Genomic DNA, 26,388 nt, shown 5'->3' on the forward strand with positions numbered 1-26,388 from the left:
CTTTTACAAAGAAGTAAATTCTACTTTTGTAATTTTTTGGAGCAGTTCAAAAAAGTTTGGAAATGATGTATTTATACAATCAACATCACTAACACTCATTCCACATTTAAGACCTGCTATTATAAAACTCATGGCTATTCTATGATCGCCATGACTATCAATAACAGAAGCCTGTAATTTTCCGCCTTTTACACTGTACCCGTCTTTTACTTCATCGACTTCTATACCACAATCTCTAAGCCCGTTAACAACGGTAGAGATTCTATCACTCTCTTTTACTCTAAGCTCCTCAGCATTTTTAACAACACTTACGCCATCCGCACATGCAAATGCAATTGAGAGCGCAGGCAATTCGTCAATCAACCATGATATGTTATCTTCAACTGTTATAGCTTTAAGCGGAGCATATTTTACATGTATATTCCCGATAGGCTCATATTTGTTATCGGTAATTTCATAACTTATATCTGCACCCATTCTCTCCAGCGCTTTAAATGCTTCAATGCGCGTAGGATTAAGAGTTACACCTTCTAAAAACACATCAGAATCAGGAGTAATTGCAGCTGCAACAGCAAAGAAAAATGCACTTGACGGGTCTGATGGAACTCTTATTTTTAAAGGAGATAAAAGCTTTGTCATTGGCTTAATTGTTGTTTTAAGCCCATCAACTTTTATATCTGCTCCCATACCTTTTAACATTCTCTCGGTATGGTCACGACTAAGTTCAGGCTCGGTAAAAGTACATGTACCATCAGCTCTTAGTGCTGCTAGTATCATTGCACTTTTAACCTGTGCAGAAGCTATTTTACTCTCATAGTTAAATGCTTTTAATGAAGAACCCCTAATACTAATAGGTGCCAAATCTCCATTATCTCTACCATCAAGTTTTGCACCGATATCACGAAGCGGAGAAGTTACCCGCTTCATTGGACGACGACGAAGATACTTATCTCCGGTTAATACAAAATGACCATTTGCCGAACTTAAAAGTCCGCAAAAAAGCCTCATTCCTGTTCCTGAATTACCGCAATCCAAAATTTCGCTGCTCTCTTTTATGCCATCAGAGCTTATCTTGATTGTTACACCGTTATCACTAACGGTTGCACCGAGATTTTTTACAATTTCTAAGGAGTTAAGAGTATCCTCCGCTCTTAAAAAATTAGTTATCTCACTTGTTCCATCAGCTAGCATAGCAAACATTGCACATCTGTGAGATATTGATTTATCAGGCGCTATTTCAGATATTTTAAGTGAAAATATCGATGCTCTTGTAACTTTTACACTGCTCATCTAATTTTTATACCCATTTTATCATCTAATGCATTTAAAACTGCATCCATTGATTTTGTTATATCTTCTTCTTCAAGAGTTTTATCAAATGATTGAAGAATAAAACGAATAGAGAGACTCATATTCTCACCGAGTACTTCATCGCTATATTTATCAACTGGGTAAAAACGAACAAGCTCTTTTGTTGCAGACTCTTGTATTACAGTTTTTACTTTTTTATAGCTCATCTCTTTTGGCATTACTATACTTAAGTCTCTATGTGACGCTTGATATTTTGAAGTTTTTTTTGCAGTTTTTAAACCATCTGGCAATTTTTCAAAATCCAACTCGCACATGTACGTAACCTCCAAATCATAACTTTTTTCTACATTTGGATGAACACGAAATAACTCTCCTACTCTTTCGCCTTCTATAATTATATTAGCAGACTGAAAAGGGTGTGAAAGAGAGTGATTTGTTTTAAATTCACTAAGCTCAAATTTTCCTATAATATCTGAAATTTTCTGAGCAAAAAACCCAAAATCAATCTTTGAAGGTTTTCCCGAGTTAGACAAATTCTCTGCTTCTTTGTCTCCTGAAAAGAGAATTGCCATTCTTATAGACTCTTCTCTTTGTGAGCTAAATACTGAACCTACCTCAAAAAGTTTGACACAAGAGTACCCATTTTTAGAGTTATTTGAAGCCGCTCTAAGAAGACCGGTAAGAAGAGTAGATCTAAGCGTATCAAGTGTATTGACAATAGGATTAAGAAGTTCTTTGCTCTCATCAATAGTCTCAAATCCGTACTCTTCTAAAACTTTTCTTTCATCAAAAACAAAATGTACAGACTCAAAAAATCCGCTATTAGCAGCTCTATATCTATATGTTTGTCTTTTTTTGTATTTGAAATAGTCAGAAGTAAGCCTGTTATCTTCGGTAAAGGTAAAAGCTTTTGAAGGTATGTTATCTATACCTACTAAACGAACAATCTCTTCTATGATATCTTGTCTATTAGCTATATCATGTCTAAAGGTAGGAACCAAAATTACAAAGTTGCTAGCTGATGATTTTGTAGTATCAAATCCTAGGTTTTTAAGTATTTTTGTAATTTTTACTTTATCAATATTAGCACCGATTATCTCATCAATCTCTTTTTTTGTTACACTTATAATTTTATCTTCATGTATATCGCCGAGTTCTATCGTACCGCCAAATATAGATGAAGTAGAACTAGAATCAATTATGCTCATACAGTAGTTTATTCCCTGATTCAGATCAGGTTCACTTCCTCTTGAGGTTTTGTAATAGATTTGATCGGCACTCATTTTATTATCTTGCATTTTTTTGGATATTATATCCGGCGGAATGTAACTAGCTTCAATCAAAACTACGCCGCTTTGAGTCGTAACTCTGGATACATCTTCTTGACTTATGCCTATAGTAGAGGCTTTTTCATTTTCTCTTGCCATAATAGATGCATATCCGTTTTCATCTTTATTTAAAGAAAGTTTTGCCAACGTCTCATCTTTTGCACAGAAAAAGCCATGATTGTAAACCCTCAAAACCACACCGCTGCTATGGGTTACATAGTTCATAAGAGACTCTATATCACTCTCTTTCATATTTTCTATCTGAGCTAATCTGAGCTTTATAACAAAAGACAACTTTAAATCTTTAAGATCTACTGCTTTATATAGAAGATTTACGTTTAAATTATTTTCATGTGAAAGTGTTAAAACTCTGCCTATTCCAACTCTCTTATCATCATTTTCTTCTATATTATTCTCTTTAAGGACTCTATCATAAGCAGCACTCAAATCTCTAGCAATTCCTCTTATACTTAAGCAGTCACCGCGGTTTGCAGTTAATTCTATCTCAATTAAATCATCACTAAATATATAGTTGTTAGAGACCTCTTCACCTAGCACATAACTTCCAATACTCTCATCAAGTTCTATTATTCCGTCTTTTGTATCCGCTAATCCTATCTCTTTAGCCGAACAAATCATACCCTCTGATTCAACACCGCGAAGCTTTACGGGCTTTATAGTAGTTCCATCAGGCATAACGGCACCTATCGTAGCAACGACTACGATAAGTCCTGCTCTAACATTTGCCGCACCGCATACGATTTGTCTTACGCTTGTTCCGATATCTACCTGACATATATTTAATTTTTCTGCATCAGGATGTTTTTTACACTCCAATACTTTTCCAAAAACTATCTTTTTGGGTACTTTATAAGTTAAAACGCTATCTACTTCTAGTCCGATAGAGTTAAATGTTTTTACCAGTTCATCAGTAGATATCGTACTTAAATCTATCCACTCGTTTAACCAACTTCTAGTAACTATCATTGAAACTGCTCCAGTAACTTAATATCTCCCTCAAAAAGTGAACGAAGATCCCCTATCTGATGAATAAGCATTGCAAATCTCTCAACTCCAAGGCCAAAAGCATAGCCACTAACATTTTCATACTTTACGGCTTCAAAAACATTTGGATCTACTATTCCGCAGCCTAAAACTTCAAGCCATCCCGTCTTAGAACATACACGACAACCTTTTCCTTTACAAAAAACGCAAGAGATATCAACCTCTGCCGAAGGTTCCGTAAAAGGGAAAAATGATGGACGAAAGCGAACGTTTACATCACCGAACATGTACTTTAAAAAGTCTTCTAAAATAAATTTTAGATTTGCAAAAGAGACCTTACCCTCTTCGTCAACCAAAAGACCCTCAACTTGATGAAACATAGGTGTATGAGTTATATCGTAATCTCTTCTAAAAACAGCACCGGGAGCTATCATACGAATAGGCGGCTTTGTACTCATCATTGTTCTTATCTGAACAGGAGAGGTGTGCGTACGAAGGAGCATCTCGTCTTTAAAATAGAATGTATCTTGCATATCACGAGCAGGATGATACTTTGGAAGATTAAGGGCTTCAAAATTATTAAAATCATCTTCTACCATATTTCCTGTTTTAATAGCAAAATTCATTGATGAGAAGTACTCTACAATTCTATCCATAGTTTCCATTACAGGATGTAGTGCACCTGCTTGAGAATTTGAACTAAACATAGACACATCTATCGCTTCTGCTTTCATATTAGCTTCAAGCTCTAATGTTTGAAGAGTTATCTTTCTAGTAGTAAGTTCATTCATTAGTACACTCTTATGAGTGTTTAACTCTTGTGCTATTTTTGATTTTTCCCCGTCCGGTGCTGTTTTCATCTTAGCAAATTCTGCCGCCAAAACACCTTTTTTACCAAACACAGATATGCGAATCTCTTCAATCCGTTCAACACTCTGTGCCTCTTTTATTTCGTCATACCACTCTTTCAATAGACTCACCCGTAATTGAGAGAAATTCTCTCTTAAATTTTAGAGTGGATTATAGTCAAATATAATTTATATATAGCTTCATTTACCGTATTATATGTTACAATAAATAAAAAAAGGATGCGTAATGTGCATATTTTGTAAGATAATTAAACATGAAATACCCTCAAATATTATTCTAGAAAATGATGATTTTTTGGCATTTCATGATATAAACCCAAAAGCTCCTATTCATATTTTAGTTATTCCAAAGTTACATGTAGATAGCTTTAATGAAGCGACTCCTAAAATTATGCAAAACATGACTACATTTATGCAAAATGTAGCAAAAGAGGTTCATATAGATAAAAGCGGCTATAGAGTAATAACAAATGTCGGTGATGACGGCGGACAAGAGGTTAAACACTTACACTTTCATCTGCTTGGAGGAGCAAAGCTGGCTTGGTCGCATCTAAGTGACTCTGACCCTAAGGGCAAGTTTTAAAAAATAAACTCTCTGACACGAAAGTGTCAAGCTTTTACTAGAAATCATTTAGTGATTTCTAGCATCAGTCTTTAGACAAGTAGTGCCATAGCGGCTAGCGTTGTAATTTGGGCTTTGCTCAAATTGCGTTTTATTAAGAAGGGCAGCTCTCAATCTCTCCCATATCTATCTTACTTCCACTTCCTGATATCATCTTTTCATTCTCTTTTATCTTTTTACCGTTATGGGTAATCGAGTATGATATAACTACGGAGTCTCTTATGGTGTTGATGGTTGAGCAGTAAGTCTCAAGCGAAGCCATAACCCAGCGAGCTGCAGTTATATCGTCTGCATCTGAGCTAAAACTGTAATCAAGATGAAGAGTATTAAATTTTCTTGGATGATTATCGGCTCTTACTGCGTCGCCATCTATTACTAAATCAGTAACTGTTTTATTTTGATTTTTTGGCATTAAAACCATATCTGTTGCACTACATGTAATAATACCTGCTAAAAAATATTCAACAGGTGTTATCTGCGGACAATCAATAATAAAGCTGCTATTCTGGGTTTTAGCTTCAAACTGCATACCGTCTTTATGCGATACTGATACCTTCATCTACTTCTCCATAAGATAATTTTCAAAATATTCAAGCTGTTCCTCTGTTCTTTTTGTAGAGGTTCCACCTTCTGATGTTCTTGCGTTCATAGAACTCTTAATTGATAAAAACTCTAAAACATCTTCACTTATTCTCTCATCAATCTCTTGAAGATATTTCAACTCGATATCACTCAAATCAATTTTTAGCTCTTCGCTTTTTGCTACTGCACGTCCCGTAATAAAATGAGCTTCTCTAAATGGAATATCGCATTTTTGAACCAAATAGTCTGCCAAATCAGTTGCACTTAGATGCCCTACTTTAGAAGCTTTCTCCATGTTACTAGGTTTTACATGCATAGTTTTTATAGCCTCTTTTAATATCTCCAAAGATATCTCAGCAGTCTCAACGGCGTCAAATACACCCTCTTTATCCTCTTGCGTATCTTTATTATAAGCAAGCGGAAGTGCTTTCATAACAGTTAAAAGTCCCATTAACGAACCGTAAACACGACCTGTTTTACCGCGTAAAAGCTCAGGGACATCAGGGTTTTTCTTCTGAGGCATTATTGATGAGCCTGTTGAATACTCATCACTTAATTCGATAAATTTAAACTCATAACTAGACCACATAACAAGTTCTTCGCTAAGACGAGATATATGCATCATCATTGTAGATATATTAAATAAAATCTCCAGTGCAAAATCTCTATCGCTTACGGTATCTAAACAGTTTATGCTTACACTGTCAAAGCCCAAAAGCTCTGCCGTTATAGTTCTATCTATATTGTGCGGGGTTCCTGCAAGTGCGGCACAACCCAGCGGAGATACATTATTTCTTACATGTGAACTCTCAAATCTCTCTATATCTCGCTTAAACATTGATAAATATGCACCAAGATGAAATGCAAAATTAATAGGTTGAGCATGTTGAAGATGAGTCATACCCGGAAGAATAGTATGCGTATGTTTGTTTGCAATAACCAATATCTCATTCATCAAGAGTTTAAGCGCATCAACAATCTCTAAATTTTTACGAAGCACATAGCGACGAAAATCTACTGCGACTTGATCGTTTCTGCTTCTTGCAGTATGAAGTTTCTTTCCTGCATCTCCGATAATTGCTGTTAGGCGTTTTTCAATCCCCATATGCAAATCTTCATCTGATATTTTCCACTCAAATTTACCTGATTCTATCTCATACTTTACCTGTGCAAGACCATCCTTAATAAGAGTAAGCTCATGTTCTGTTAATATATTTTGTTTTGCAAGCATCGTTGCATGTGCGATTGAACCTTCAATATCCTCAACATATAATTTTTTATCGAACATGATGGAAGCGTTAAAGCGATCTAAAAGAGATGAAGTACCTGCCGAAAAACGACCTGACCACATTTTATCCATAGTAATTTCCTTAATTTTATACTGTATATTATGGTTTATAAGCCATCTAAAAAGTTTGCTATTTTAGCTAAAATATACTATTTTACAAAGCGATAAGAGAACAAAGAGTTAATTACAAGCGGGCACGTTACCGCTGTCTTTTGCATACTCCATTAAAAACTGCATCAAGTGTCTTGAGTTTTCTATAAAAATCTTACTTTTAAAATAGTCATGAGAATCTTTTGCATTAAAACTATCTAAATGAATTTGAGCTAATTTCTCACCGCCGTTTTCAATAAGCTCTCTCCACTCTTTCTTATTTTTTGTAACGATAAAGTGCTGTCTTGTCTCATGGCATCCTACACATGCATTCACAAACTCTTCTTGCCCTTTATAGAGTGCCGCATTTAGGCTAAAGGGTACAAATATAAACAATATACAAAAAATAAAAAACCTAGCCATCTACAAAACCTTCATCATAATCATTTATTTGTCCTAAAGTTTATTGTATTAAACTTATAGCAAGATAAAAATTATAATTGAAACTTTTCATATAGCTTTTGATCCAAATCCCATAGACCTCTGCTCTTTAGAGATTCTACAACGCTCGGTGTACAGTCAACATCATCAGGCCACTCTCTGTTGAAGCCGTCTAACATATTTTTATTGGTTCCATCCACGCCGACCATTAACCCCGATACGAAAACATCTCTGAGTGCATCCATATTATTAGTAACTCTCCAGATTAACATGTATGGATTAAATATATCGTTTTTAGCCTCATCAATAAAAATAACAATCCTTATATGCATACTTAGTTCAACAAGAGCTTCAAAGCAACTCTTTACATTTTTTATTTTCTTTACGGATATAACCGTAATAGGATTTTTTGTTCTTCGCATAAACTGGTGCAAATGTACAGCTTCAGGAATAAGCTCTTTTACTCTTCCTAGTAGCTCTTCATCTCCTAAAAGTTGCGGTGCTTCTACTTTATGTGCCGCAGTTACATCAATACCGAGCTTTCCGCCTACCAAACTCTCAGCAGATGAGTGGTCAAGCGCATCCAATATACCTTCTGTAATAAAGAGAGATTTCGGCGTAAATCTATCAAGTATATATGAAGCTACGGATTCATAATTTTCAAGCTTTGGAGCTTTTTCATCCAAAAAGATTGCATGTTTAACAAAGCTCATCTGCCCTGCGCCCCAAAATGCATGCATAAACTGTTTTGCATGACCTTTATAAAGAGGCTGCATTTTTGCCAAAATAAGATTATGAAAACCTCCATTTTCCGGCATATGATAATCAAGCAAATCAGGCGCAGTAGTTTTTAAAAGCGGAAAAAATATTTTTCCCGTTGCCCAACCCATATATTTATCCTCTAACGGCGGTTTTCCTACAACCGTAGCTAAAAATATAGGCTCTTTTTTCATGGTTATAGCACTAACTTCCATAAAAGGGTATGACTCCTCCAGAGTATAATATCCCGTATGATCTCCAAAAGGTCCCTCTATTTTCATATTTTTAGTATCAACCCAGCCCTCTATAACGTAATCTACATCTTGAGGTATATAAAGAGGCGTAGTAATTGATTTAACAAGCTTAGCACCCTCTTTTTTAATAAGTCCATACATTAAAAGCTCATTTACACCATAAGGAAGCGGAGCAGTTGCACACCATGTATAAAGAGGGTCTCCTCCTATTGCTACACTTACGGGCATTTTCTTACCTGCTTTTTGATATTGATCAAAAAAGTGTGAAGAGTCTTTATGAATCTGCCAATGCATGCCTAAATGATTTTTATCATAGACCTGAAGTCTATACATTCCCAGATTTACCATTTCACCGTCTAAACTCTGTGTATAGACCTGACCCATCGTAATAAATGGACCTCCGTCTTGCTCCCACGTAGTAAGAACCGGAAGTTTATATAAATCAATATCATTTTCCAAATATTTAACTTGTTGACAATCTCCACTACCATTCAAGCGTTTTGGAAATATATTTTTAAGCGAAAAAAGCTCACTTGCCATGCTGAGTTTATTAAAAAAACCTTCAGGCGGTTTCATATGAAGCAGTTTGGTTATCTCATCGGCAACAGACTCGATTGTTCTGCCAAAAAGAAGCTCACAGCGTCTGTATGAGCCAAAAAGATTCATAGCTACGCTCTCTTTAAACTTTACACCGCTTTTTTTATCAACGACATTTGTAAACAACAGTGCCTTGCCGCCATCTTTTTTCTTTACTTCTGCATAAGCCAAATGCGGTATTTCGAGATATATATCTAGCTCTTCATCGATAACTCGCAATTCGCCTTTTTTTCTTAATAACTCAATACTTCTTTTCATATTATCTATTTTCCATCATCGCTTCAGCGCGCGCTAACAACTCTTTTGCTCCTCTGGCAATAAACTCTGATGCCATCTCTCTTCCGATATTTTGATAATCTTTTTTAGATGTAATTTTAGAGTCCATTAACATCTCTGTCCCATCAGGAAGACCTAGTACTGCTTTAATGCTTACATTTCCATCTTCTAAAACAGATGCATTAACACCGATTGGAACTTGACATCCACCCTCTAATTCATCTACAAAAGCTCTCTCTATAGTTGTTTCAATTCTGCTGTACTCATCTTCAAGGCGTGCCACGATTTTTAAAACTTCTGCATCATTCACTGCCTCTATACCAAGGGCCCCCTGCCCCATAGAAGGAACCATCTCTTCAAGCGAAATCGGATATACATGTTTTACTGCATCTAAAAGCGAGAGTCTGTTGATGCCTGCAGCAGCTAAAATTATCGCATCAAATTCACCCTCTTTTAATTTTCTGATTCTAGTATCAACATTTCCTCTTAAATCTTTTATAACCAAATCCGGACGAAGCTTCTCTATCTGCATGCGACGACGTAGTGAAGACGTTCCTACCGTCGCACCTTCTGGAAGAGCATCAATATTTGGATATTTTTCAGATAAAAGTGCATCTCTTGAATCTTCTCTCTCCGTAATTGCCGCTAAAAGAAGGCCATCCGGCATTACGGTAGGAACATCTTTAAGAGAGTGAACTGCAATTTGAGCTTCGCCTCTAAGCATCGCTTCCTCAAGCTCTTTTAAAAACAGCCCTTTACCGCCTATTTTTGATAAAGCTTTGTCTTGAATTCTGTCTCCAGTAGTAACAATAATATTTAGTTCAACTTCCATACCTGGGTTTTGCTCTTCTAAAACTGCTTTAATATGGTTAGACTGCCAAAGTGCTAGTTGTGAACCTCTTGTTGCTATTATTAATTTTTTCATCTATTTTGCCTCTTTGTATTTATTTTTTGTTCTATCTATAATTCCGTTAAAAAACATTGTCGGTGTTGAGTTTATCATCAACAAATCCGCTGTTTTTAAATCATTTTTAAAATGTGTCAAAACTCTAGGCGACAACAAATTCGTCATGTTAATATTTGAATTCATAACTTTGTTAAACTGTGCAAAAATAACCTCATTTGAGCGCTCTTTTGGGTCAACATTTACTTTATATAGATTTAAAACCACATCTTTTGCACCTTGAAGTTCAAGTGCAATTGCTGCTTGAACCAATTCTACTGAAGCAGGATGGATAGATTCAAGAGGAAAATGGTAGTAATATACGGCAAACTTATTTGGCTCTTTTTTCATATATTCTATAGCTTCAGGTACAAATTGTCTGCAAAACGGGCAGAGAGGATCTGAAAATATAACCACCTTATGTTTTGCATTCTCATTTCCGTAAATTAAATTTTCTTTATTGTAATACTCATCCTTAAAAGGGAGTGAAACCAATTCACCCATCTCTTTACCGCTTTTTAAATCAAACAACTCTTTTGTTATAACTTCACCGTTTGAGTACCAGACCATTTTTTGAACAACCTGACGCTTATCTTTTTTTAATATAGCATCCAACTCTACAAAATATGCATTCCAATCATCAAATCCTTTAACGTCTGTTGTACCGGTTACTTTAACTTTTATAGATAGTATCTTTGGATTTGTACTAAAACTATTTTTTAAAAAATTCTCAACCTGTTGGCTTGAACTATCTGCCTTTAATAAACTACTTAGTGTAAGTGTTATCGCTAATAATTTCAACATCAATGACATTAATATCCTTTTGTGTACTGTTTTTTTCATAATCTGTTTTGCATTTGCCTGAATTAAAATTGTAACGGTTAACAAGCATTGTCGTAAATACGCTAAATTGCAATAAAACACCTACTATATCTGTTAAAAAACCAGGCAAAATAAGCAAAATAGCCCCAAAAATCGTAAATAAATTTAAACTTTGAAACTGTTTTAAATCAATACAGCTGTAAGATACCGCCGTAAAGTTTTCTCTAAGTGTCGCTTTAAAATTCACAAGTATGCTTATCCCTACAAAAGCACTCAAAAGAATCTCAAAAAATGTAGCCACCCCGCCTATTGCCGATGATATACTTACCGAAATCATAACTTCTAAAAATAGATAGGCAAAGAAATAAATCATCTTATATCAATTCCATTATTTTGTCATAAACTTGACTTACGTTTATAGCAGTATTTTCTTTTGTTCTTCTGTCGTATATTTGAACCAAACCGCCCTCAAGCTCTTTTCCGATTATAACCGTATATGGAAAACCTATAAGCTCCGCATCTTTCATTTTAAAGCCGAATCTCTCTTTTCCATCGTCAAGCATAACTTCTACATGTGAATCTTGAAGCTTCTCATAAAGCTCTTCGCCCAAATTAACTTGATTTACATCTTTTATATTTGAAATCATAATATTTACCATATACGGAGCGGTTGCTTTTGTCCATATACACCCATTTTCATCATGATTCTGCTCAATTACGGCTGCAACAAGTCTGCTAACTCCTATACCGAATGTTGCCATCTCAAAAGGTTTGCTTCTTCCATTCTCATCACTAAAGTTTGCCTCTAATGCTGCTGAGTATTTAGTTCCAAGCTGGAAAATATGCCCGACTTCAATACCTTTTTTAAAGTGAAGGTTTGCTCCGCAAGAACATTTTTGAGCTACTTTTAACTCTTTTAAATCTTCATAGCTCTTCTCGTTTAGCTCATCAATTTTGTCTTTAAACTCATCTATAGTCTCAATATTTGCACCATAATCACATGACTCGCAAACTATAATAGTATCTTCTCCACTATCTGCTAAAACATGAAATTCCTTGCTTCCGTCTCCACCGATTGCTCCGCTATCAGCGGCAACTACTCTAAAATCAAGTCCAAGCCTAGTAAAAATTTTTTTATAAGTCTCTTCCATTAGGTTAAACTCTCGCACCATATCTTCAATGCTTGAATGAAAAGAGTATCCGTCTTTCATCAAAAATTCTCTACCACGCAAAAGTCCGTATCTAGGTCTAGCCTCATCACGAAACTTAGTGTTAATCTGATACAAATTTAAAGGCAAATCTTTATAGCTTGTTACTCTGTTTTTAACAAGTTCTACCATAGCTTCTTCGTTTGTAGGACTTAAGACAAATTCATTTTCATGTCTGTCTTTAATTCTAAGCATCTCTTTTCCCATAGCTTCACAGCGACCGCTTCTCTCCCATAAACTAATAGGAGTCACAAAACTAAGCTGTACTTCACTACAACCGGCCAGGTCTAACTCCTCTTTTACAATAGTTCTAATCTTCTCTAGTACTATTTTCCCAAGCGGCATAAAATTATAAAGTCCGGCGCCTTGTTGGTTTATAAAACCGCCTCTTATTAAAAACTTATGGCTAGGCAGTGTTGCGTCTGATGGCGCTTCTTTTGCAGTTGGAATAAACGCTCTACTTCTTCTCAATTATCTTCCTTCTATAATGTTTAAATTATGTTCACATTTATATGTGTCCGGTACGTCATTTTTATCTTTTTTTATTAAAAACTGTAAAGCACTCGTTACCATATCTGATTTTGACTCCTCGGATACGCTGCGCATTTTTGAACTCATCTGATGTAAAAATCTCTTCATAACTTGTTCGCTCATTTTATGGACTTGTGCCTCATACTCTTTTGGAATATACCCATTTTTTATAACTCTCTGGCTCTCCACTCTTGCTGCTTCAAATGCTTTTTGGTAAATCTCTTTTATCATAGGCTCTATGTTTAAAGTATCAAGCCATTCAAAGAACTCTACCGTGCTTCTGCCTATAATGCCGTGAGCCTTTCTCGCGCCGTCTTCACGCAGACTCATATTTTCATCAACAATATTTTTCAAATCATCAACTACATATAGACTAATGCGCTCACCTTTATGATAATTGATATCTCTTGGAACTGCCATATCAAACCAGTACCTCTCAAAATCACAAGGTTTTATAATTGCGTCAGTTATTATAGGTTCTGAAGCAGAAGTTGCAGTAAAGAGAATCTCAAACTCATTTACAGCATTTGGCAACTCGTCCATATCTAAAACTTTACAGCCGCACTCCTGTGCTAATGCAAAAGCTTTCTCTTTTGTTCTGTTCATAATATAAACATCCGCACCGTTTGAGATAAGATGCTTTGCAGTAATTTCAGACATCTCTCCTACCCCGATAACTAGAGCTTTCTTGCCATGAACACTATCAAGAACAGATTTTAGTTTTGCAACTGCCACACTTGCAATTGAGACGGGTTTTGATGAGATATCCGTTGCATTTCGCACTTTAGCGGCACATTTAAATGCATGATGCATAGCACGAGCAAGTTTTTGAGAGCAAAATCCGTTATCGTATGAAAACCTAAATGCGTCTTTTAACTGTCCGGCGATTTGCGTCTCTCCGATAACCATAGAGTCAAGTGAACTTGCAACACTAAAAAGATGGTGTATTGCGCTACTGTCGTCAAATATATCTGCTCTGCCTTCTAGCTCGTCAATTGAAATTCCTGACCTTGCCGCTAAAATTTCAAAAATATATTGCGTTGCAGATGCTATATCGCTACAGCTGCAAAGAACTTCCATACGATTACATGTAGATATAAGAACAGACTCGTTTATAGATTCGCCTGAATTTAATTTTGCCAAACACCCTTTTAGGGCATTATCATCTTTATAAGAGAGTTTTTCTCTTACCTCTAAAGTTGAATTTTTATGTGAAAAGCTTATATTTAAATAGTGCATCAGTAACTTCTTTTTATCATAGTTTGTAAAATACCCACTAACTCTGCATCATCTCTCATGACGTTCATTGCCTCATTTGATAGCTTCTGTGCAAGTTCAAACGATTTTTCTATAGTTTTATGTTCATTCATCTTGTGCTTAATCCAAAGAGTATCTTGTTCATCCAATACTTTAGCATGCATGCCAAGTAATTTTCCTCTATCCTCTTTACTTAACACTTTATGAAGATAGATATACGGTAGCGTACATTTACCTTCGGCAAAATCATTCATGGATGGTTTTCCAAGAGTAATGGAGTCAGATGTTATATCTAAAATATCATCGATAATTTGAAAAGAGAGTCCGAGATTTTTTCCGTAAAGAGCATGAGAAGAAGTATCTTTGCCCGCTAAAATTGCAGCGGCGGCGGCGGCTGCTTCAATAAGAGTAGCTGTCTTTAGATATAGCATTTCAAGATATCTATTTTCATCGGCATTGAAATTCTCAGCCATCTTAACATCCATCATCTCGCCTTTGCTAAGAGCAGTAACGGAAGATGCAACCGTTTTTGCAATCTCTTTGTCAAACGAGACAAGTTCGGTAAAAGCTTTTGAGTAGAGTATATCACCTAACATTACAGCTGTTTTACTTCCATCAGTAGCATTGACGGATGCCACTCCACGTCTTAGAGTTGCTTCATCTATTACATCATCATGAAGCAGACTTGCACCATGAATCAGCTCCACTATTGCCGCTAAAAGCGGAGCTTTATCGCTTAAAGGGGCGATTTTTAAAATCAGTTTTGCACGAAGTCTTTTGCCGCCAGATAGCATCCCAAAAAGACGAGTTACTTCATCATAATTTATCTCTTTTATCAGTCTTGCTATTTCGCTCTCAACTCTTTGCATAATCTCTCTTTAACCCTTCTTTAAATCTTCTAGCTTTATCTGTTTTTTATCATCAGAGAGAAGAATCTCAAAAACAGCCTCTTTTGATGCCTCTTTAAACTCTTTAAATCTGACTAACATGTAAGGTACATTATAAAAGTCAGCACCTCTACTCTTTAACTCTACTCTAAAGCTTTGGTTTCTCTCTCTTAAATAGAGTACATTTTGTGCAACTATTTTGTCGTATGACCTAAAAATAACAAGTCCACCGTTTTTATATAGTGTCCATCTAAAATTAAATAATTTTTCTTTGTCAGCGTATTTTACAAGAATTTTCTTTTGCTCATCTTTTTTTAGCGATATTTCTCTAATTTCTGTAAAATTATCGGCAAATATGAAACTAGAACTAAAGGCTAAAAGAACAAATACATGTAAAATAGTTTTCAATTATTCACTTTGTGATAAAATTGCACCCATTAGTTCAATATATAAACTTTTTGCGTGATTATCAACTTCGTCTCTGTTTGAGATCATAAATCTTTGAATCTCTCTATCCATATCTTCTCCAAGTTTATCGCCAATCATAAGCTCAATAGCAGCAGTTCTGTCGATAAAATTTTGCAGTTGGTATCTAACTACGTCATTATTTGCATTAAATACGACATCCATTAATTTGCTTTTAGGTGAGCCCATAAATATATCATCTTCATCTTCAAAAAGTCCGTACATTTTATATCCTGTATTTATAAATATTAGCGCGATTATAACATCACTAATCTAATAAAGGCTTAACGCCTGACATTAAGTCTTTATTTTCTATAATACGAAAATGAAGATATATGACTATTTAATTATCGGAGCGGGAAGTGCCGGATGTAGCACCGCTTATTTTTTGCACAAAGAGGACAAAAGTGTAGCAGTTATTGACAGAGAGGGCATTGCAGGTGGAGCAAGCGGAGCGGCGGGAGCTTTTTTATCGCCGCTTCCCGGTAAAAAAAACTTATACAATACTACTGTAAACGATGCTCTTAATTTTTCAATAGATTTTTATGAAAAACTTCTCCCTGATGCAGTTGATAAAAAAGGTGTTTTAAGAGTTGCCAACGATAATTTTCAAGAAGACAAACTAGCTCAAAATCATATAGAACATACCTATTTTGATACTAAAAAAATACAATATATATCAAAAGATTTTAGAGATATAGACGGGTATTTTTACGAAAATGCGGCCGTAATTGAGCCTATTCAAATTTGTAAAGAGTTAACTAAGGAATGCGATTTTTACAAAGAAGATATTAAAGAGTTGACTTTTAAAAACGGCTATTACTTGGCTAATGGTATAAAAGCAAAAAATATTATTCTTTCTCAAGGGGTAAGTAGCCACTTAGTAGATATTCCCTATGTTACGATTTCCCCTATTTTTGGACTTAGAATTGATGTTAAAACAACTTCTAATGTCCCTTTTAATATTCACAAATCGATATCTGTTTCAACAAACAAACGTGACGGAAATATATCTATAGGTGCTACTCATGAGAGACACGACAGTTCAAAAATGGAGTGTTTGACTACATGTGATAAATGTAGCTTCTACGTAAACAGCGATGATATGCAGATAAATACTCTTTTAGCTCAAGCAGATGAGTTGATAAAACTTGAAAATTTAGAAGTAACAAAGATATACAAAGGTGCAAGGGCAACAATAAAAAGCTACTTTCCTGTTATTGGAAAAGTAGTTGATTTTGAAGCTTCGCTAAAAAAACACCCATCAATTAAAAACGGTACAAAAATTCCGCAAGAATCCTTAGAGTACTATCCTAACATGTATATCATAAATGCTCTTGGCTCAAGAGGATTTGTTTTTGGTCCATATTTGGCAAAAATATTAACCGAACATATTTTGTATAATACTCAAATACCAAAAGAGCTTTCAACTCAGAAGCTCTTTTATAAAATGGCTAGAAACAAATAAATTTAAAAAAATTACTCTAATTAAGTTTGTTATATTTAAATTTAAACTAATAAATATATAATCTCTAATAATACGTACAAAGAGGGAACATGCAATCATACTCAAGTCTAAAAAAGCATTACAAGTTTACCCAAGAAGAGGCTTTGATACTTCAAGAGCTTCAATCAAGTATGGAAAAACTATCGGATAAGTTTATAGATGAGTTTTACGACTATATTTGGGGTTTTGGGCAGACTGCGCAATTTTTAAAAAATAAAGATGTTATTGCATATCATCGCAAAAAAATAAAAGAGTGGTTTATTAACCTTTTTTGCGGTAAATATGACATGTACTATTTTATGTATCTCTATAAAATCGGCGAAGTACATGTAAAGATAGGCTTACCTACACACTATGTAAACTCGGCTTTTACTTTTGTAAGAACTTTTATTATAAGACATATTGAAAAAGATTTTGAAAATAAAGAGCAATACAATAAAGAAGTTATTGCAATTGAAAAAATTATTGATATGAATCTTGATGTTTTAACAAGCTCATACAGAGAAGAGGAGATGAGTAAATTTCTATCTTTGTCGAAGTTTGAAAAAAACATTTTATCAGGCTTGAAAAAGTTCAACTCATATATCAACTTTTTTCTTGCAGGTGCCCTAGCTCTTGTTGCATTTTTTGCCGTCGGTCTTTTTGCTTATGATATATACCTGCTCTTCTTCTCAGATATAGGCATAGAAAAAGGTATTTTAACGGTTTTGGGAAGTTTGCTTGTTTTATGGGCGGCTATCGAGCTAATACATGAAGAGATACACCATCTTCAAGGCAAAGGGTTTGCAATCGGCGCTTTTATAATGCTTGCCATGGCGGCGCTTATTAGAAAGATACTCATATATTCATTATCTTCCGAAAAGGCTGATGATCTTTTAATTATAGGCACCGTAATAGTAGGACTGGCAATCGCATACTGGCTTGTGGGCAAACAAAATAAAATCTCATAGAGAAAAAATCTAAGAGATTTTATTTTAAAAAGCTATTTAACTATCTCTGTTCCGACTCCGGCTGATGTAAAAAGTTCTAAAAGCATTGAATGCTCTATTCTTCCATCAATAATATGCGCTTTTTGAACACCGCCTTCAATTGCTTCAAGACATGCATCGACTTTAGGCACCATTCCGCCGTGAATAGTTCCATCGGCTTTTAGAGCCTCTACTTCATCTTTTGTAAGCGTGCTGAAAAGTTCCTTGTTGTTGTTTAAAACACCTGCCGTATCTGTTAAAAATATGATTTTATTTGCACCTATTGCTTTTGCAACATAAGAAGCGCATAAATCAGCATTTATATTAAATCCAGGATGACCCATCTCGCTACCAGAAGCGATTGGAGCGATAACAGGAATAAATTTTTCAGCTATAAGATTTGAGATAACATCGGCTTTTACATCTGTAATGTTTCCTGTTAAACCCCATCTTGAAAAATCTTTTGCTTTTGCTGAGATAAAGTGAGCATCTTTGCCGCTTATGCCTATCGCTTTTGCGCCGTGAGAGTTTAAAAGTGAAACTATTTCTTTATTTATCTCTCCGCTTAGAACCATCTCTACGATTCTCATAACCTCTTTTGATGTAACTCTTTGCCCTTCTATAAACTTACTCTCAATTTTTAGAGCGTCAAGCATCTCATTTATCTGTCTGCCGCCGCCGTGAACTATAACAGGTTTAATTCCGACAAGATACATAAGTAAAATATCCTCTGCAAACTTCTCTTTTAACTGAGGTGTCTCTTGAGCGGAACCACCGTATTTTATAACTACTGTTTTGCCTCTAAACTCTTTTATAAACGGTAATGCTTCAAGAAGCGTTTGAACTGTTTCAATCTTTTTTTGCACTGTTTCTTCCCCTGTAATCATCTATTATTTTAAAAATATTTTCATTAACTTCCACATGTAAATCCAAAAGTGAAAGCTTTAAACCAAACTGCTCTAATTTTACAAAATCTTTATATGTTACCAATATTGAGTCTGAACCGTCTCTTTGAAGTATATCTTCTATCTCTTTTTTTGTAAAAGAGTGATGATCTTCAAAATAGTTTTTGCTGATAACATCAGGCAAATAACCATCCAATCTCTGCGGTCTTGCTATTGCAGTTACGAGTGACATTTTATCACTTTTATTTTTAAGTTCAACTACTCTTTTAAAATCTTCTTCATCCCTTAGTACAACGACTTCTTTTGTAGTCCATAACCTTTCTCTAAAAGGACCTGAAGGTAAACAAAACCCATTTTTGCTTTGTACATTTATAAGAATATCGAGTTTTTTTATATCATGTTTAGAGTAGGCATCATCTAAAAATATAATTTTTGCACCAAGCTCTTTTGCCTTGTTTATACCTTTTTTTCTGTCTTCGCTGACTATAACTTTTACATGTGGAAGTTTACGCGCATAAACCATTGCCTCATCACCGCTTATATTTACGTCGCATAAAATTCTACTGCCGTCACTCACTACAAAAAGACCGCTGCTTTTTCGCCCATATCCTCTAAGAATTACGGCAACATCTTTATATCTTGATGCGAGAGCACTCACAAGCGGGGTTTTTCCGCTTCCTCCGACATTTAAGTTTCCGACACTTATGATATCTATGCCAAAATCTTCTACCTTTTTGCTCTTAAATCTTATATACATGTAAAAACAATAAATAAGGCTCAAAGGAAGAAGGAAAAAAGAGAGTAGTTTTTGAGTTAAAGTTGGGTTGTAGAAATACTCTTCAACCCAAAAAACTACTTTTTTCAAATTGCGGCTTTTAAACTCTAGTCGATGCTACTGACTTGATTTTATCAATAACATACTGCACCTCTTTATCCTGCATACTAGGATATATAGGAAGCGACATTATTTGTTGATAGCTAGTAAGTGCAACCGGAAAATTGTTTACTTTTAAAGAGTATTTATTTTTATAGTATGATAAAAAGTGAAGAGGTATATAGTGCAGCCCTACTTCAACTCCATGTTTTTTCAACTCTAATGCAAAAGAGTCTCTATTTTTATCTACTTTTATAATATACAAAGAGTATGGATGCTCATCACTTGATTTTGGTATTGTTATATGATTTACTTCGCTAAGAGCTTTATTATACATCTGGGCTATCTCTTGAACTCTTTTAAGATTTTTATCCTGTTCTTTAATTTGGGCTCTTATATATGCAGCATCCAACTGACTCATAGAGTAGTCAAATCCAATATCTACAACATCATATATATATTCTAAAGAGTTTTCATCTCTTGTCATTCCGTGTGAACTTAACAGTTTTGCTCGTTCTATGATTTCAAGTGAATTTGAGACAAGCATACCACCGTTACAAACATCTTTTTTCAAATGAGAAGAGAAGTTAAAGCATGTAATATCGGCTCCGGTTGAGCCTATTTTTTTGCCCTTATATGTTGCACCTAAAGCTTCACTCGCATCTTCTACAATTTTTACGTCATAAATTTCTGCCATTGTGTAAAGTCTCTCCAGATCAACACACTGCCCTGCAACATGCGTAACTATAACGGCTTTAAGTTTTTTTGCTTTATTGTCTTCGAGATATACTTCTAATTTATCCAGATTTATATTGTAAGTTTGAGAGTCAATATCTATAAAAATAGGCTCTGCATCAAAGTGACGCACGACTTCTGGAACTTTTGGATGAGCATTTACAGAGCATACTATTTTGTCCCCGCGCTTTAAATCAAGTGCAAGCATCGCCAAATGAAGTGCCGATGTGCCGTGTGAAGTTGCTAGCGCATACTCTGAACCTATGTAAGAAGAAAATTCGTTTTCTAGCTTCTCTACTTGATTTATCTCTTCTGCATCTAAAACATCGCTAACGTTTGAGTGTGCTTCTCTACTACTTTCATATCTACAAAATGCAACTTTCATCAATTAATCCTTATAGTGTTATATCTCTTGGATAGTTAAAATCATGGTTTATAGTCCTAGATGTCAACTTTGCAATTATCGGCATTTTTCTCTTAAATTGATTGCGAAAAATCCGCTTTATAATCATATCTACCATCTCTTTGTCACATCCACGCTCTATTATCTCTTCTTTGGTTAATCTATCCTCTACATAAAGCTTTAAAGCCTCATCAAGTTTTGCATAACTATACCCTAAATCGCTCTCATCACTCTGACCATCCCATAAATCTGCTGATGGAGCTTTTTTAATTATACTTTTAGTAACACCCAAATACTCTGCTAGCTCATAGACTTCACTCTTATACAAATCTCCTATTGGATTTAAAGCACTTGCTAAATCTCCGTAGATAGTTCCATATCCGAGCATTAACTCACTCTTATTGCTAGTTCCTAAAACTAAGGCTTTTTGCTTAGCAGAAATATCAAAAATAGTAGCCATTCTCAGTCGTGCAGAGAGATTACCTCTTCGTAGATTGTCCATATCAGGATTTGCCTCTTCATAAGCCCTTAATATAGGTTCAATTGAGACTGTAATGGCATTAATTTTAAAATCTCTACAAAACTCATCGGCATCATCAAGCGAACTAGAAGAGGAGTATTGAGAAGGCATCTTTACACATAGTAAATTATCTTTAAAGACCATCTTTGCAAGTACCGCAACAACTGCAGAGTCTATTCCGCCGCTAAGGCCTAAAACAACGCTCTCTATGCCTGTCTTGCGAACTTCATCATTTAAAAAATGGTGCAGATACTCCGTTATCTGCTCGTACTTTTTCATAAACAACCTTTGATAAACTTTGAGATATTCTCTAACCCAGTATTAAGAAAATTATTATATCAAATTTTGGTAATCAATGTTACAATTTTATAAAAAAAGAGTATTAGAGTGAAAATAAAAGTAAAACCTATGGGTGAATACCAAACAAATTGCTATATAGTTACCGTAAACGGTATGGATTTTATTATAGATCCGGGAATTGGCGCAACCGATTGGGTAATTGCCAATGTTACAAATCCAATCGCTATATTAAACACACATGGACACTTTGATCATGTTTGGAGTAATGCCGAGTTACAAGAAAAGCTAAAAGTCCCGCTTTATACTCCAAAAGATGATGCAATGCTTCTTCAAGGCAGCAGTTGGAGTCCTGATTTGCCGCCCTCAAAACCGGATATAAAAGTAGAACCTAATCAAGAGCTTGACTTTAATGGAGTCAAAGTTAAGTTTCGTCATTTCCCTGGACATACACCCGGATGTTCAACAATAGAGATAGAAGATGCAATGTTTAGCGGTGATTTTATATTTGAACGTTCTATCGGGCGTACTGATTTTCCATATTCATCACCGCAAGAGATGAAAGAGTCCCTTATAAAGTTTAAAAAAATAGCCTATGATAAAACTATATATCCGGGACATGGGAACACCACAACAATAAAACAAGAGCAGCAATATACTGACTATTGGATAGCTAATCTTTAAAGATTAGCTATTTATCGATGGCACCCTCTTCCATCAACTTTAATTTTAAAACATGTCGCTCTGTTACTACTGTTTTAAATTCGCCTTCAAATACTTTTATATCTAAAACATGCCCTGTTACATGTACATTTCTTTTTCTACCCTCTTTATGACGCACTTTCGCCACAAAATCAACTATATCCCCAAATTTCACTGGAGAGAGAAATTGACAATCACTTGCTACCAATACGACATTTTTTTCATTAACAGCAACCATAGCGGCATAATCGGCAGCACCAAAAATAAATCCTCCATGTATCAGACTTTGGCTATCCGCAATCATATCATAGGTAGTCACCAGCTTTAATTTTACAAAACCGACATCTAATTTTTGTATCTCTCCGCATAAATCATGATTTATTTTATCATGTGTTTTTAATAAAACTTCATCTGTTTTTCTATACTCTTCAATATCTAACTCTTGATCATCTTCTAGCATATCGTCTATATCTTTTCTCATTTTATACCCTTAGTTAATTTTACATATACTCTAGCAGGTGCCGGATACCCTTCAACAGTTTTGCTTTTGTCATTTTTATCTAAAAAATCTTCCAATGACTGCCCCTCAATCCAAGGAGTTTTTCTCTGCTCATTACTATCGGTAACAGAAGTCTCTAAGACTTCAAAGCTATCAAATCCTGCGCGTTTACACCAGTTTCTTAAAGCTTTTATTGTTGGAACAAAGTAGATATTCGGTATTTTTGAATACGATGATTCCGGACATAAACACATCTCATCATCACCATCTATATAAAAAGTATCTAGTATCACTTCACCGCCAAAATCAACTCCTTTATAAAGTGATTTTAACATGGCAACAGGATCGCTTCTGTGGTACAAAACACCCAAACAAAAAATTGTATCAAATTTATCTTCATAAAACTCTAAATGCTCAACGCCCAAAAGTTCATATACAATGTCGCTTTTAACAAAGTGATTTATAAAGTCGAACTGTGTTTTGTACAGCGCAGACGGATCAAAACCAACCAACGCTTTTGGTTTATCCTCTTGCATTCTAAATAGATAGTATCCATTGTTGCACCCTATATCGGCAACTCTTTTATCTTTTAAATTAAAATGTTTTCGCAGAAGATTATATTTTATATTGCTTCTCCACTCTGAGTCTATAAAAGTCTCAAATAACTCAAACGGACCTTTTCGCCACGGCATCATAAGCTTTGCGACTTCATATAAGTTTTTCGGTGCTTTACCGCTTATTTTTACTACATCGCCTAGTTCAACTTCCCAAAAGCCATCTTCCAAAGAGTTTAACGCCTCTCTAAGAGGAGCTATATTTTTCCAATTCATCCATTTTTGACGCTCTTGTCTTAATACATCTAAATTCATATAATCTACTGCCCTATTTCTAATACTTAAAATACTTTAATGACTATAAAATATTAATTTTATTACAATTGTACCCTAAATAGTTATGGGATTAAAAATGAGATTAGAAAAAAAAGCAACTGTTGTTTCTACGTCTGTTGCCGCATTGCTTGTTGTTATAAAAATGTCTGTTGGTATATTAAGCGGCTCTATTGCTGTTTTGGCATCTGCTATTGACTCTTTACTTGATTTAACCGTCTCTTTGTTTAATTACTTTGCTCTTCATAACGCCGAAAAAGATCCTGATGACAGTTTTAACTACGGACGAAGCAAGATTGAACCATTAGCAGCAGTTATAGAAGGGACTGTAATATCTCTTTCTGCACTATTTATACTTTATGAAGCACTTACAAAGATTGCACACCCACGAGATATGGAGTTTATCGGCGTCTCTATAATTATAATGGTGTGTTCTATAATTATTACCTCTTTTCTTGTTATCTTTTTAAATCATGTTGCTAAAAAAACAAATAATATGGTTATCAAAGCAGATGCACTTCACTATAAAACAGATATCTTCTCAAATGGTGCAGTTCTTTTGGCACTTGGACTAGTATCATTAACAGGAGAGTCTTTAATAGATGCTGTTTTGGGTATTACTATAGCTGTGTACATGATATACTCAGCACTGCCTATTATAAAAGAGGGCATTTTAATGCTTCTTGATGCCGCGCTGTCTGAGAGTGACATAAAAAAAATTACTGATGTCATTGAGAGTCAGCAAGAGACTACAAACTATCACCATCTACAAACGAGGGAATCAGGTTCACATATATTTATATCGGTACATGTAGTTTTTAATGTAAGTATATCTCTATATGATGCACATCTTATTTCAGATAAACTTGAGATTGAACTTAAAAAACTTTTTGATGATAAAAAGGTACATGTACTTATACACATGGACCCTTATGATGATTCTGATATAAATGATATTGAAGATATATATTAATTATTTATTGCCATTTATCTGGCAAATTCTATAGCTCTGCTCTCACGAATAACATTGACTTTTATCTCACCTGGATATTGAACTTTCTCTTCTATCTCTTTTGCTATCTCTTTTGCTATTAAAACAGACTCATCATCATTCACAAGAGATGCATTGACAAGAACTCTTACTTCTCTTCCTGCGTTTATCGCGTACGCTTGTTTTACACCCGTATGTTCAGATGCTATCTCTTCTATCTCGGTAACTCTTTTTAAAAAGCTCTCAAGAACTTCTCGTCTAGCACCTGGTCTTGCAGCCGAGAGTGCATCTGCAGCACAAACTGCGCCACATTCTATAGAGTTAATGTCTTCATATCCATGGTGGGCATATATCGCATTAATAACAACATTATGTTCATTGTAACGATTGCAGATATCTGCACCTAAATTGACATGATTGCCCTGAGAATCATTAGTTAAAGCTTTGCCTATATCATGTAAAAGTCCGGCTCTTTTTGCAAGCCTTGCATCTCCGCCCATCTCTGCTGCCATAATACCTGCCAAATGAGCAACTTCAAGAGTATGCGCAAGTGCATTTTGTCCGTAACTTGCACGATAACGAAGCTTACCGATAAGTTTTACAAGCTCAGGGTGCATTACTCCTATATCCAAATCTGCTACTATCTCTTCGCCTTCATTTAAAACTGCTGATTCAAACTCTTCACAAACTTTATTGTAAATTTCTTCAATACGAGCAGGTTGAATACGACCGTCTCCAATAAGAAACTCTATTGTTTTTGTTGCGATAGCACGTCTGTAAAGATTAAAACTGCTTACTAAAATTACATTTGGGGTATCATCTATTATGATATCTACTCCCAAAAGGGTCTCAAGAGTTTTGATATTTCTACCCTCTTTCCCAATTATACGACCCTTTAATTCATCATCAGAAAGATGAATTAAGTTTGTAAGACGCTCTGCGGCAAACTCTCCGGCGTATCTGCTTGTAGCTTGAGCCAAGATATAGTTTGCTCTTTTTTTAGCTTCACTCTTTGCCTCATTCTCGTAACGTCTGACAATATGTGCTATTTCACCGCGAGACTTCTCTTCGACTTTTTCAAGCAAAACTCTCTTTGCTTCATCTTTTGTCATACCTGCACAATGCTCGATAGCATTTAGTGCTTCATCAATTTTTTCTTCATATCTCTTTTTTAGTGAGTTAAGGGATTTTTCATTTCTTTTTAAATCAACCTGCTTAGCTTTTAAAGTAGATACCTCATCCTGAAGTCTTCTATCTTCATTCTGCTTATATCGCTTAAAACTCTGCTCTTTTTTTATAACGTCATCTTCTCTTTGAAGAAGGTCCGTCTTAGCTTTTTCTTTTATACTCTCGTATAATTTTCTAGCTTCTATCTCCATCTCTTGAGATTTTATATTAGCTTTATATAAAAGCAGCTGTGCCTCATTTTCGATAGCACCGGCTTGAGCTTTAGCTTTTTCGACATAAATATCAAAATTAGCATTAGTTATTTTTTTAGAGATGATAAATCCGACAAGCCCACTAATAGTGGCAATCCCACCACTAATTAGTACCTCTTTTAGCAT

General features: G+C 35.1%; 27 protein-coding genes. 5 read left to right on the forward strand and 22 right to left on the reverse strand.

Features of this window, described 5'->3' with window-relative positions; genetic code table 11:
• Nucleotides 1–3: 3 nt before the first annotated feature.
• Genes aroA through pheS form a run of 3 tightly spaced genes read right to left on the reverse strand, consistent with a single transcriptional unit; the run spans nucleotide 4 to nucleotide 4,615 of the window.
• The gene (gene aroA, locus A2530_RS03900) at nucleotides 4–1,290 is read right to left on the reverse strand and encodes a 3-phosphoshikimate 1-carboxyvinyltransferase (protein ID WP_294885857.1); all 1,287 of its coding nucleotides are present in this window, start codon (nucleotides 1,288–1,290) and stop codon (nucleotides 4–6) included.
• The gene (gene pheT, locus A2530_RS03905) at nucleotides 1,287–3,626 is read right to left on the reverse strand and encodes a phenylalanine--tRNA ligase subunit beta (protein ID WP_294885858.1); all 2,340 of its coding nucleotides are present in this window, start codon (nucleotides 3,624–3,626) and stop codon (nucleotides 1,287–1,289) included. The genes aroA and pheT overlap by 4 nt, the downstream gene beginning before the upstream one ends.
• Entirely contained in the window at nucleotides 3,623–4,615 is a 993-nt protein-coding gene (gene pheS, locus A2530_RS03910) for a phenylalanine--tRNA ligase subunit alpha (protein WP_294885859.1), read from the reverse strand. Before pheS ends, pheT begins: the two co-directional genes overlap by 4 nt.
• A gap of 124 nt (nucleotides 4,616–4,739) precedes the next feature.
• Between pheS and A2530_RS03915 the strand changes: the two genes are divergently transcribed.
• Nucleotides 4,740–5,096 carry a histidine triad nucleotide-binding protein gene (locus tag A2530_RS03915; protein ID WP_294885860.1) on the forward strand — a complete coding sequence of 119 codons (357 nt, stop codon included), beginning with the start codon at nucleotides 4,740–4,742 and terminating at the stop codon, nucleotides 5,094–5,096.
• Nucleotides 5,097–5,229: 133 nt separating this feature from the next.
• Here the strand turns inward: A2530_RS03915 and A2530_RS03920 are convergent, their stop codons facing one another.
• The 12 genes from A2530_RS03920 to A2530_RS03975 form a co-directional block, all read right to left on the reverse strand.
• Nucleotides 5,230–5,694 (reverse strand): OsmC family protein, encoded by a 465-nt coding sequence (locus tag A2530_RS03920; RefSeq protein ID WP_294885862.1) that lies wholly within the window; start codon nucleotides 5,692–5,694, stop codon nucleotides 5,230–5,232.
• The gene (argH, locus tag A2530_RS03925; protein WP_294885863.1) at nucleotides 5,695–7,077 is read right to left on the reverse strand and encodes an argininosuccinate lyase; all 1,383 of its coding nucleotides are present in this window, start codon (nucleotides 7,075–7,077) and stop codon (nucleotides 5,695–5,697) included.
• Between the two features lie 108 nt (nucleotides 7,078–7,185).
• Entirely contained in the window at nucleotides 7,186–7,518 is a 333-nt protein-coding gene (locus A2530_RS03930; RefSeq protein ID WP_294885865.1) for a cytochrome C, read from the reverse strand.
• A gap of 71 nt (nucleotides 7,519–7,589) precedes the next feature.
• Nucleotides 7,590–9,404 carry a menaquinone biosynthesis decarboxylase gene (locus A2530_RS03935; RefSeq protein ID WP_294885867.1) on the reverse strand — a complete coding sequence of 605 codons (1,815 nt, stop codon included), beginning with the start codon at nucleotides 9,402–9,404 and terminating at the stop codon, nucleotides 7,590–7,592.
• Between the two features lies 1 nt (nucleotide 9,405).
• Entirely contained in the window at nucleotides 9,406–10,347 is a 942-nt protein-coding gene (gene hemC / locus A2530_RS03940; RefSeq protein WP_294885869.1) for a hydroxymethylbilane synthase, read from the reverse strand.
• The gene (locus A2530_RS03945; RefSeq protein WP_294885871.1) at nucleotides 10,348–11,169 is read right to left on the reverse strand and encodes a thioredoxin domain-containing protein; all 822 of its coding nucleotides are present in this window, start codon (nucleotides 11,167–11,169) and stop codon (nucleotides 10,348–10,350) included. It lies immediately after the preceding gene.
• Nucleotides 11,132–11,560 carry an FxsA family protein gene (locus tag A2530_RS03950; RefSeq protein WP_294885873.1) on the reverse strand — a complete coding sequence of 143 codons (429 nt, stop codon included), beginning with the start codon at nucleotides 11,558–11,560 and terminating at the stop codon, nucleotides 11,132–11,134. The genes A2530_RS03945 and A2530_RS03950 overlap by 38 nt, the downstream gene beginning before the upstream one ends.
• A 1-nt stretch (nucleotide 11,561) precedes the next feature.
• A complete protein-coding gene (proS, locus tag A2530_RS03955) occupies nucleotides 11,562–12,866 on the reverse strand; it encodes a proline--tRNA ligase (protein WP_294885875.1) in 1,305 nt (434 codons plus the stop codon).
• On the reverse strand, nucleotides 12,867–14,165 hold the full coding sequence (hemA, locus tag A2530_RS03960; RefSeq protein WP_294885877.1) for a glutamyl-tRNA reductase: 1,299 nt from the start codon (nucleotides 14,163–14,165) through the stop codon (nucleotides 12,867–12,869). It abuts the gene before it with no gap.
• A complete protein-coding gene (locus tag A2530_RS03965; RefSeq protein ID WP_294885880.1) occupies nucleotides 14,165–15,052 on the reverse strand; it encodes a polyprenyl synthetase family protein in 888 nt (295 codons plus the stop codon). The genes hemA and A2530_RS03965 overlap by 1 nt, the downstream gene beginning before the upstream one ends.
• A gap of 9 nt (nucleotides 15,053–15,061) precedes the next feature.
• On the reverse strand, nucleotides 15,062–15,478 hold the full coding sequence (locus tag A2530_RS03970) for a hypothetical protein (protein WP_294885881.1): 417 nt from the start codon (nucleotides 15,476–15,478) through the stop codon (nucleotides 15,062–15,064).
• Nucleotides 15,479–15,760 carry a DUF2018 family protein gene (locus A2530_RS03975; RefSeq protein WP_294885883.1) on the reverse strand — a complete coding sequence of 94 codons (282 nt, stop codon included), beginning with the start codon at nucleotides 15,758–15,760 and terminating at the stop codon, nucleotides 15,479–15,481.
• Between the two features lie 100 nt (nucleotides 15,761–15,860).
• Here A2530_RS03975 and A2530_RS03980 point away from each other — a divergent pair, with 100 nt between their 5' ends.
• Together A2530_RS03980 and A2530_RS03985 are read left to right on the forward strand one after the other, a co-directional pair.
• Complete coding sequence (locus tag A2530_RS03980) at nucleotides 15,861–17,003, forward strand: FAD-binding oxidoreductase (RefSeq protein ID WP_294885885.1); 1,143 nt, start codon at nucleotides 15,861–15,863, stop codon at nucleotides 17,001–17,003.
• 89 nt (nucleotides 17,004–17,092) lie between these two features.
• A complete protein-coding gene (locus A2530_RS03985; RefSeq protein WP_294885887.1) occupies nucleotides 17,093–17,992 on the forward strand; it encodes a protoglobin domain-containing protein in 900 nt (299 codons plus the stop codon).
• A gap of 32 nt (nucleotides 17,993–18,024) precedes the next feature.
• Here the strand turns inward: A2530_RS03985 and argB are convergent, their stop codons facing one another.
• The 4 genes from argB to A2530_RS04005 are packed head-to-tail and all read right to left on the reverse strand — an operon-like array spanning nucleotide 18,025 to nucleotide 21,726.
• On the reverse strand, nucleotides 18,025–18,897 hold the full coding sequence (argB, locus tag A2530_RS03990; protein ID WP_294885889.1) for an acetylglutamate kinase: 873 nt from the start codon (nucleotides 18,895–18,897) through the stop codon (nucleotides 18,025–18,027).
• Complete coding sequence (locus A2530_RS03995; protein WP_294885891.1) at nucleotides 18,860–19,780, reverse strand: tetraacyldisaccharide 4'-kinase; 921 nt, start codon at nucleotides 19,778–19,780, stop codon at nucleotides 18,860–18,862. Before A2530_RS03995 ends, argB begins: the two co-directional genes overlap by 38 nt.
• A 10-nt stretch (nucleotides 19,781–19,790) precedes the next feature.
• Nucleotides 19,791–20,909, reverse strand: a complete 1,119-nt coding sequence (locus A2530_RS04000; protein WP_294885893.1) for a DegT/DnrJ/EryC1/StrS aminotransferase family protein — start codon at nucleotides 20,907–20,909, stop codon at nucleotides 19,791–19,793.
• A gap of 10 nt (nucleotides 20,910–20,919) precedes the next feature.
• Nucleotides 20,920–21,726 carry an NAD+ synthase gene (locus tag A2530_RS04005; protein WP_294885895.1) on the reverse strand — a complete coding sequence of 269 codons (807 nt, stop codon included), beginning with the start codon at nucleotides 21,724–21,726 and terminating at the stop codon, nucleotides 20,920–20,922.
• A 108-nt stretch (nucleotides 21,727–21,834) separates the two neighbouring features.
• Here A2530_RS04005 and A2530_RS04010 point away from each other — a divergent pair, with 108 nt between their 5' ends.
• Nucleotides 21,835–22,428: an MBL fold metallo-hydrolase gene (locus A2530_RS04010; protein ID WP_294885896.1), complete on the forward strand. Its 594-nt coding sequence runs from the start codon at nucleotides 21,835–21,837 to the stop codon at nucleotides 22,426–22,428.
• Between the two features lie 7 nt (nucleotides 22,429–22,435).
• Here the strand turns inward: A2530_RS04010 and A2530_RS04015 are convergent, their stop codons facing one another.
• Both A2530_RS04015 and cmoB read right to left on the reverse strand, forming a co-directional pair.
• A complete protein-coding gene (locus A2530_RS04015) occupies nucleotides 22,436–22,927 on the reverse strand; it encodes a PaaI family thioesterase (protein WP_294885898.1) in 492 nt (163 codons plus the stop codon).
• Entirely contained in the window at nucleotides 22,924–23,814 is an 891-nt protein-coding gene (gene cmoB / locus A2530_RS04020) for a tRNA 5-methoxyuridine(34)/uridine 5-oxyacetic acid(34) synthase CmoB (RefSeq protein WP_294885899.1), read from the reverse strand. The genes A2530_RS04015 and cmoB overlap by 4 nt, the downstream gene beginning before the upstream one ends.
• A 97-nt stretch (nucleotides 23,815–23,911) precedes the next feature.
• On the opposite strand from cmoB, the gene A2530_RS04025 reads away from it, so the two are divergent.
• On the forward strand, nucleotides 23,912–24,805 hold the full coding sequence (locus A2530_RS04025) for a cation diffusion facilitator family transporter (protein WP_294885901.1): 894 nt from the start codon (nucleotides 23,912–23,914) through the stop codon (nucleotides 24,803–24,805).
• 14 nt (nucleotides 24,806–24,819) lie between these two features.
• Here the strand turns inward: A2530_RS04025 and rny are convergent, their stop codons facing one another.
• Nucleotides 24,820–26,388, reverse strand: a complete 1,569-nt coding sequence (rny, locus tag A2530_RS04030) for a ribonuclease Y (RefSeq protein WP_294885903.1) — start codon at nucleotides 26,386–26,388, stop codon at nucleotides 24,820–24,822.

It is taken from the genome of Sulfurimonas sp. RIFOXYD2_FULL_34_21, assembly GCF_001830805.1.
Taxonomy (GTDB): Bacteria; Campylobacterota; Campylobacteria; order Campylobacterales; family Sulfurimonadaceae; genus Sulfurimonas.